We start from the raw sequence: 8416 nt of genomic DNA, 5'->3' as shown, positions 1-8416 counted from the left end.
GGTCATGGTGTAGGCATGAGCCAATGGGGAGCAAATGGCATGGCTAAAAAAGATAAAAGCTATGAAGCAATACTTAAACACTATTATACAGGAGTAGAATTAAGATCCTTTACAATGGAGAATTGAGCAATTTGGATAGGGCAGACCTTTGTGTCAGCTCTATTTATTTTTTATGTGAAATTTTATTTATATTATGTATTAAATAGATAAAAGTGGAAATAATACCTAATGGAGGTGAGGGAATGAGAAAAAGATTAGGGAAATTAATTGAAAAAGATGGATTTTATATTATTTTATTTATTTGTGTATGTGTAGTAGCTATTACAGCCGTTATGGTATCTAAGAGAAATATGACTGACAGTAATAAACACAATCTATCTCAGCATGAGGATTTTATCATAGTAAACGATGAATTAGATTTAGTAAATTCTTTGGAAACTCCTAAAACTGAAAAAAATGAAATACTAGAAGAACCAATGAAAGAAATTGAAGAATTAGAAGAAGAAATTATGGAAGATCAGGAAGTAAAGGAAGCAATGGCAGAAGGAGATAAGGATGAAATAGAGAAACAAGAAGTAGAAGATAGAAAAGAGCTGGAAGAAGATTTAGATTTTGTCCAAGAAAAAAATCCTCCAGAATCAATTGAGAATATGGTGGAACCAGTACAGGGTAAATTAATTACAGATTTTACAAAGGACAATTTAATCTATTCTCAAACCTTGGAAGAATGGACAGCTCATAAAGGTATAGATATTTCAGCAGATGAGGGTAGCCAAGTAGTAGCTGCTTTGTCTGGGAAGGTACAAGAAGTATATAATGACCAATTATGGGGAATAGTAATTATACTAGAGCATGGTAACGGACTAGTTACAAAATATGCTAATCTTTCTGAAGAAGATATGGTTAAAGAAGGTACTCAGGTTAATAAGGGGGATGTAATAGGTAAGGTAGGTAAAACCGCTTCTATTGAAATGATGATGGAACCACATATCCATTTTGAAGTAATTAAAGATGGAATATGTGTAGACCCAAAAGAACATATACCAGCCTTTATCTATTCAAACTAAGATATATTTGTTCTAATAAGAATTTAAAATGCATATGTATTTACAAAGATTAAAAACCCAAAACAAAGTTCAAAGGGGGTAGACCTATTTGAAGGATTATATAGAAGAAAGGGCATTAGAAATTGCAAAGTACATAATAAGTGAAAAAGCTACTGTAAGGCAGGCTGCAGGTGTATTTGGAGTGAGTAAGAGTACAGTACATAAGGATGTGACAGAGCGTCTTCCCAAGATAAACCCTCTTATAGCAACTATGGTGAAGCAAGTTCTTGAACAAAACAAAGCAGAGAGACATATTAGAGGGGGGAAAGCAACTAAATTAAAATACAAAGCAATCAACGATTAAATAGATCCATAAGGAAAGACTAAGTCTATCCTTATGGGTCTTCTGGGTTTTTTGGATTATTTTGCAAATAAAAAAGGAATTTTTAGGTTTATATAGAAATAGTATATGATATAATGTATTCGTGTATATAGATGATTAAAAGGGGGCAATTGTATATGGCTGCTTTTCGAACGGATTTAGGAATTGACTTGGGAACGGCAAGCATATTAGTATATGCAAAAGGGAAAGGAATAGTATTAAATGAGCCTTCAGTAGTAGCACTTGACCAAAATACTAATAAATTTTTAGCTGTAGGAGAAGAAGCAAAAAAGATGCTAGGTAGAACTCCAGGAAATATTATAGCTTTACGCCCTATGAGAGATGGAGTAATTTCTAATTATCAGGTAACTGAAAGAATGTTGAAATACTTTTTTTCTAAAGCCATAGGAAAAACCATTTTTAAACCCAGAGTTATAATATGTGTACCAAGTGGAATTACTGAGGTAGAAAAAAGAGCAGTACTTGAAGCAAGCAATCATGCTGGTGCTAGAAGAACTTTTCTTATAGAAGAGCCTATTGCAGCAGCAATAGGTGCAGGAATAGATATAACAGAACCAAGTGGAAATATGATAGTAGATATTGGTGGAGGAACTACAGATGTGGCGGTTATTTCTTTAGGAGGTATAGTCCTAAGTAAGTCTGTAAAGATTGCAGGGGATGAATGTAATGAATTCATAACTAGATATATAAGGAAGAAACATAATATGATGATAGGAGAAAGAAGCGCGGAGGAACTAAAAATTCAAATAGGAACAGCATATCCTAGAGAAAAGGAAGTTTTCATGGAAGTGAGAGGTAGAAATTTATTAACAGGATTGCCGAGGAATGTTAAGATATCATCAAATGAAATGCTAGAAGCTTTAGCTGAACCAATTACTCAAATAATGGAAACTGTTCATTCAGTTTTAGAGAGAACTCCTCCGGAATTAGCAGCCGATATAGGAGATAGAGGTATAGTTATGACTGGTGGTGGTGCTTTATTACATGGAATTGATAAACTTATTATGGATAGGACTGGTATAGAGGCGAATATTGTTGATGATCCAATTAGCTCAGTAGCAATTGGAACGGGAAAGGCTTTGGAATGGGTAAATTTGTTGGAATCGGATTTAATAGATTCGGATTCAATACGGATAAATAATTAAAGTACTTTAAAAAGATGCCGATAATAATTATTGAGATTTGTATATGGATTAAGGAAGGGGAATTAAAGTGAATCGAGGACTATATATTAATGCTACATCATTAGCAACTAATCAAAAGAAACTAGAGGTTTTAACTAATAATTTGGCTAATGTAAATACTGCTGGTTTCAAAAAAGATATGTCTTTAACTGAAACTTTTCCCGAGAAATTATTGGCAAAAATCAATGGTCAAAGATCTAGGCCTAGATTAAGGGGAGAAAATCAAATAGAATATGAAACTAATGGACAGGTTCATAGGGCTAGTACCAGTAATGGATATTTTGTGGTACAAACACCTATGGGCAATAGTTATGTAAAGGATATCCGGTTTATTATCGATGATGAAGGATATTTAAGAACCTTTTATCAAGACAATACAGATGAGTATAAAACGGACTATGAGAACTACGTAACTGATAACCAAGGTAATCCTATCCAAGGTGCTGGAGAAAACATAGAAGATCTTTCACAAGGAATTGTATATTATCCTCCTTCTCATGTAGTAGGAACAATGAGTGCAGGACTTAAGTTTCAAAAAAATGTCACAGATTTTACTCAAGGGAATATAAGTGAAACAGGTGGAACTTATGATTTAGCTTTAAATGCCTCCGGGTTTTTTAAAGTAGCTGACGAAGAAGGGAATATTTATTATACTAGAGATGGCTCTTTTACAATAAACCAAGATGGAATGCTTACTACATCAACTGGAGAACCACTACAAGGAATAGATGGAAATATATATATAGAAGGGAATCAAGTCTCCATAGATACTGATGGAGGGGTAATAGTAGATGGTGATATAATTGGATTCTTAGATATTGTAGATTTGGAAAATAGAGAATTTTTAAGAAAAATTGGAGACAACCAATACCAAATGGCAGAAGGTGTAGAGGCAGAAGAAGTTCCTTACGAGGGGGAAGTATTGCAGGGATATTTAGAAAGCTCTAATGTAAATGCTATTCAAGAAATGGTGGAGATGATAACTTTACTTAGAGAGTACGAAGCAGGACAAAAAGCCATTAGGGCACAAGATGAGATGCTTGAAAAAGCTTCGAATGAAATAGGAAGAATATAGGAGGTAAAAAGATGAGAGCATTATGGACTGCAGCTACAGGTATGAAATCACAACAACTTAATATAGACACAATATCAAACAATCTATCTAATGTAAATACAACATCTTATAAGACGCAGAGGGCAGAGTTTAAGGATTTATTTTATACTACTCTGAAAAGAACTAATATAGTAGATGATGAAGGAAGACCTGTGAATTTAGAAGTAGGTCATGGAGTTATGCCTGCAGCAACTAAAAAAGATTTTAGAAATGGAAGTTTTATGGAAACCAATAGTACCTTTGATTTAGCTATAGATGGGGAGGGTTTCTTTGGAGTATTATTACCTAATGATGAAATAAGATATACTAGGGATGGTAGTTTTAAATTAAGTGTAGATTTTGATGAGGGTATGTTAGTTACCTCCGATGGTTATATTGTACTTAGCGAAAATGAGGACGAAATATTTATTGAATCGGATTTGACAGATATTACTGTTGATGATTTAGGATATATAACTGGAACTGATGAAGATGGAGAAATAGTGGATTTAGGAAGAATTGGATTATTTCAATTTACCAATCCAGAAGGTTTATTATCAGAAGGACTAAATCTATATAGTGAAACAGTAGCTTCTGGCGAAGGAATACTTTTAGATCCAGAGGAGATGAGAGGTAGAATAGTACAAGGATATTTAGAGGCCTCTAATGTGCAGGTAGTAGATGAAATGGTAAAGATGATTACAGCTCAAAGAGCTTATGAAATCAATTCTAAGACCATACAAACTGCTGATGAAATGCTTCAATTAGCTAATAATCTAAAAAGATAATGGGGGATTTTAAGTGGAGATAAACATGGATTTAAATATTGACCCAACAGAATTACATAAAAAAATGGAATCATTAAATTCTAAAAAAGATGATGAAGCTTTAAAAAAAGCTTGTAAAGAATTTGAGTCCATATTCTTATCCATTATGTTTAAGGAAATGCAAAAGACAGTACCAGAAGATGGGTTGGTAGAAAAAAGTACAGGTAGGAAGATATTTGAAGAGATGCATATAGACGAACTATCCAAAGAGATAGCAAATTCAGATAATGGGTTGGGTATAGCAGATATGTTATACCAACAATTTAAAAGTGGTTATATAAGCTGGTAGGAGGTCAGTATAATGGGGAAGAAAGCAATAACCATCCTAATGGTATTTATACTTTTGTTTGGAATAATGAATATTGGTTTTTCTCAAAGTAGAAACCCTTCCAGGCAAGAAGTGGAAAAGATTATAGAGGAAGTTGCTACTAAAAGAGGTATTCCTAGTATAATAATGAAATGTATTGCAAAGAAGGAAAGTACTTTTAGACAGTTCGACTCAAAGGGAAGACCTCTAATGGGTGCTAATAAATATGCAGGCATAATGCAGATTGACATAGAAGGAAATATTTATAATTCAGATAAACTTAAAAATGATCCAGTTTATAATATAGAAGCAGGAGCAGACCATTTATTGAATAAATGGAAAATTGCCAATGATAAAATGATCCAGATAGGTAATATGGACCCAAATATATTAGAACATTGGTATTTTGCACTATGGGGGTATAATGGATTATTAGAGAGGAATAACCCAAATATCAAGGATAAAACTTATCAGGATAAGATATATGAAATAGCATTGAATGATTATAACCAAAGAATAAATCCTATTAATAAAAGATCAATTCCTAGTAGAGGAGGACATCCTAGAAGTGATAGAAGAATTTCCACTCCAGAAGAATATCATGAAGGGGATATTATTAAATACCAAGTTGATGATCTAGTGAAACCAGATACTATGGAAAAAGCAAATGGGAAAGAACAACTAGTACTTCATGATGCTCCTAGAGGTAAAGCAATAGGCACTGTCAAAGTAGATCAAACTATGACTATATTAGAAGGACCAGTGTTAAAACGAGGATTTTATTTTTATAAAGTAAGGGTAAATGAGGATTCAAGAGAAGGCTGGGTTTATGGTAATTGGATAGCTTTATCAACTGACAATTCATAATGCAAAATTCACAATTATTGGAGTTTAGCTTTTAGGTATTAGTTCTTTCGTTATTTTGATATATATTCACTTTTATTTATTAATTCGGATTAATCTCTTCCTTAGCTGGTAATAATATTGGTTAAAGGAGGGATTATATGAGGAAAAGGATTATTTATACTTTTTTTGCTATTATACTTACAGTATTTACAGTAGGAATTATTTTAAATAATTGATGATTTAAAGATGAAAAACTGGACAGTAAATCTGTCCAGTTTTCCTTTTAGAGGTCTATTGATAATTGGAAATTTGATAGGTAATGTCTTTATTATTTACGGTAAATTCAATGGAATAAATATTTTTCAAATCTTCTAAGGTTTCAATTCTTTTATTGTTAAGTTCTATATACCTTATATTATCTTTTAATTCTGTCTTAGTAGTATTTCCATTATAAATCACCCAAATATTTTTACCTTTTTCAGAGGTTTCAACTAATGTATTATGAAGAAGTTCTGCTTCTAATTTATCTTTAAATCCTCCAGAACCAAATATTGGAGTGTTTAAAAATAGAACAATATGGTCTTCTTCAGCATTAGCTAGTCCCTCTTTTAGCCAAATCCATTGTTGTGAATTTGTACTTCTAATACCTCCTTTTGCACTACTTATATCTACTAACATAAGGTTCTTGTATCTATGAGTTTTGTAAGGAGAACCTAAGTTTATAATCCTATCAGATTTAATACTATTATTAAATTCTTCATTAGTTTTACCTACGAAAAGACTTAAATCATGAGAATTAGCTTTAGCTTTAATCTTATTGATTGCAGATTGTCCATCAATTTCTTCAAGATTATTTGGGAATCTAGTGACTATAAAAGAGTACCCATTTTCGCCTTTCTCAGCTTTTGTATTTTTTATATCTTTAAAACTTGTTGCTGTTGGTACTTCTATATGGTCGTAGGATGGTGGATAATAAGCGATTAAACTATCCAATAAAATTTCTCCTGAATATTTCTTATAACCATCCGTTTCCACTACGTATATTCTTTCTAAAGAGATAGGGTATTCTGCATTAGAAGGAATATTTGCTTCAACATATTGCCAATCAGTAGAATTTAATGATTTAGTAAAATCTATAGTATGGCTGTTGCCATTTTTATCTTTAATAGTTCCTCTTAACCAAGGACTACTATTGTCTCCCTTTACCCAAAGGGACAATTTATTTGGAGTTCCTTGTAAGTTTAACATATTACTTTCTTTTGAACCAAATAGTAGATAAGCAGCTCTAGTATCTTCTCCTTGGCTAAAATCATACTTAAGGCTTATACTATTATTACCTTCTTTGGCTACTGGGTTTAAACTAATCTTTCCTTTGACGTATTCAGGATAGGTAGTTAAACCGAAGTTTTCAATATTTTCAAACCCCTCTACAAGGACTCCGTCACCGCTACCGATGGATACTAAAATATTATTTATAGCTTTTCCTAATCTACCAGTTATAGCACCTGGACCAATTTTTTCTCCACTATAGAATACTCCATTTTCTATATGTCCAATATTACCGGTGATTGTCCAATCTATGTCTTCTGGATAAATTTTAGCTTCAAATCCATTTTTATCTTTTCCTTTGATTATACCAATATTCCTTTGGTTATTTGGGTGTAGAATGAAACTATTTACAGGGAAAATAATCGTTTCTAATTCACCTAATACTTTCATGTCTAAGGTAGAAGTTATGCCTTCTAAATTTGCCTTTATAGTTACATTACCTGAAGATTTAGCTTTGAAAATATTTTCATTTATTTCTCCTTCAACGCCTTCAAAACTATACTCTACTTTGTTTTGGTCTATTTCTAGAGGATTGTGATATTTATCATATCCTTTAACGGTAAATCTTCTAGAAGTATTAGGAAACATTTTAGTTTCATCTGTATTAATCTTTATATAAGAGAGTTCGCCTTTAGGAGCATTAGAAAAGACTCCTACTCCGTTAACAACTCTACGTTCTCCTCCGTCGGAAGGCCTGTTTACAACCTTTGCTGTTTGTTCATCTACAGGTTTAACAGCCATAGTAGTAGAACCGCCTCCGTCAAGATTTATGGCATTGTGAGCACCTAAGTTTTGAAGAATTTTTCCAAAGGCTTCTTGACTAACACCTGTATAGGAAACATGTCTGCCGTCAATAGTAGCAATTATTAATTCTTTTTTATCTTCTGTAATTCCAATTCCTGTTCTTGGATGTTTTCCTTTAATATTTATATTGGAATTGATAACATTACCATCTTTAAGAATTATACTACCGCCACCAATGGCAAATTTAATATTTTCAAGATTGGGAGTAGTCCTTATAGATAATTTAACTTCATCACCTATATTGAAATTGGCTAATAATGGTTCTGCTCTATTTCCTCTAACAGCTATTATATATCCATCTTCTGGTATAGCTACTGCTTCTTTGCCAATTCTTATATCTTGAACTATATTATCAACCACTATCATTTCGACCATTTCATTATTATATTTAATATTAGGTTTATCATTAGCTTCTTCCATGTTTTCTTCAACTATATTTTCATCTATTTCATCTGTTTCTTCTATAACTTCTTCATTTATTTCCTCATTATTTACTTCTTTTGGTTTTCCGTTATATTTGTTTCCAAAGGATTTTGCACCCCAATGTTTATTTAATAAAGTTACCATATTCATATCC

8 protein-coding genes are annotated in these 8416 nt (G+C 32.3%); 7 read left to right on the top strand and 1 reads right to left on the bottom strand.

The features are described from left to right. Window positions 1-242: 242 nt before the first annotated feature. The 7 genes from VK998_RS03715 to VK998_RS03685 all read left to right on the top strand — a co-directional run bounded on the left by VK998_RS03715 (window position 243) and on the right by VK998_RS03685 (window position 5727). A complete protein-coding gene (locus VK998_RS03715; RefSeq protein ID WP_325225621.1) occupies window positions 243-1067 on the top strand; it encodes a M23 family metallopeptidase in 825 nt (274 codons plus the stop codon). 88 nt (window positions 1068-1155) lie between these two features. Next, window positions 1156-1410 carry a sporulation transcriptional regulator SpoIIID gene (gene spoIIID, locus VK998_RS03710; protein ID WP_005584568.1) on the top strand — a complete coding sequence of 85 codons (255 nt, stop codon included), beginning with the start codon at window positions 1156-1158 and terminating at the stop codon, window positions 1408-1410. Between the two features lie 155 nt (window positions 1411-1565). Further along, the gene (mreB, locus tag VK998_RS03705) at window positions 1566-2594 is read left to right on the top strand and encodes a rod shape-determining protein (protein ID WP_325225619.1); all 1029 of its coding nucleotides are present in this window, start codon (window positions 1566-1568) and stop codon (window positions 2592-2594) included. A 67-nt stretch (window positions 2595-2661) separates the two neighbouring features. Beyond that, on the top strand, window positions 2662-3708 hold the full coding sequence (locus VK998_RS03700) for a flagellar hook-basal body protein (RefSeq protein WP_325225616.1): 1047 nt from the start codon (window positions 2662-2664) through the stop codon (window positions 3706-3708). 11 nt (window positions 3709-3719) lie between these two features. Continuing rightward, window positions 3720-4514, top strand: coding sequence for a flagellar basal-body rod protein FlgG (gene flgG, locus VK998_RS03695; protein ID WP_325225614.1), 795 nt, complete (start codon window positions 3720-3722; stop codon window positions 4512-4514). A gap of 13 nt (window positions 4515-4527) precedes the next feature. After that, window positions 4528-4842 carry a rod-binding protein gene (locus VK998_RS03690; protein ID WP_325225612.1) on the top strand — a complete coding sequence of 105 codons (315 nt, stop codon included), beginning with the start codon at window positions 4528-4530 and terminating at the stop codon, window positions 4840-4842. A 12-nt stretch (window positions 4843-4854) separates the two neighbouring features. Beyond that, complete coding sequence (locus tag VK998_RS03685) at window positions 4855-5727, top strand: transglycosylase SLT domain-containing protein (RefSeq protein ID WP_325225610.1); 873 nt, start codon at window positions 4855-4857, stop codon at window positions 5725-5727. A gap of 270 nt (window positions 5728-5997) precedes the next feature. On the opposite strand, the gene VK998_RS03680 is transcribed toward VK998_RS03685, so the two are convergent. Further along, the coding region (locus VK998_RS03680; RefSeq protein ID WP_325225608.1) for a phosphodiester glycosidase family protein at window positions 5998-8416 on the bottom strand (2419 nt) is incomplete at its 5' end.

It is taken from the genome of Schnuerera sp. (assembly GCF_035459645.1).
GTDB lineage: Bacteria > Bacillota > Clostridia > Tissierellales > Tepidimicrobiaceae > Schnuerera.
The sequence above is the reverse complement of the archived record's forward strand: the minus strand, read 5'-3'. Positions and strand labels throughout refer to the sequence as shown.

Bases quoted from the DNA above. Each gene is read 5' to 3' on its own strand.
- VK998_RS03715 (WP_325225621.1), top strand. From the start codon at position 243: ATGAGAAAAAGATTAGGGAAATTAATTGAAAAAGATGGATTTTATATT.
- mreB (WP_325225619.1), top strand. From the start codon at position 1,566: ATGGCTGCTTTTCGAACGGATTTAGGAATTGACTTGGGAACGGCAAGC.
- flgG (WP_325225614.1), top strand. From the start codon at position 3,720: ATGAGAGCATTATGGACTGCAGCTACAGGTATGAAATCACAACAACTT.
- VK998_RS03685 (WP_325225610.1), top strand. From the start codon at position 4,855: ATGGGGAAGAAAGCAATAACCATCCTAATGGTATTTATACTTTTGTTT.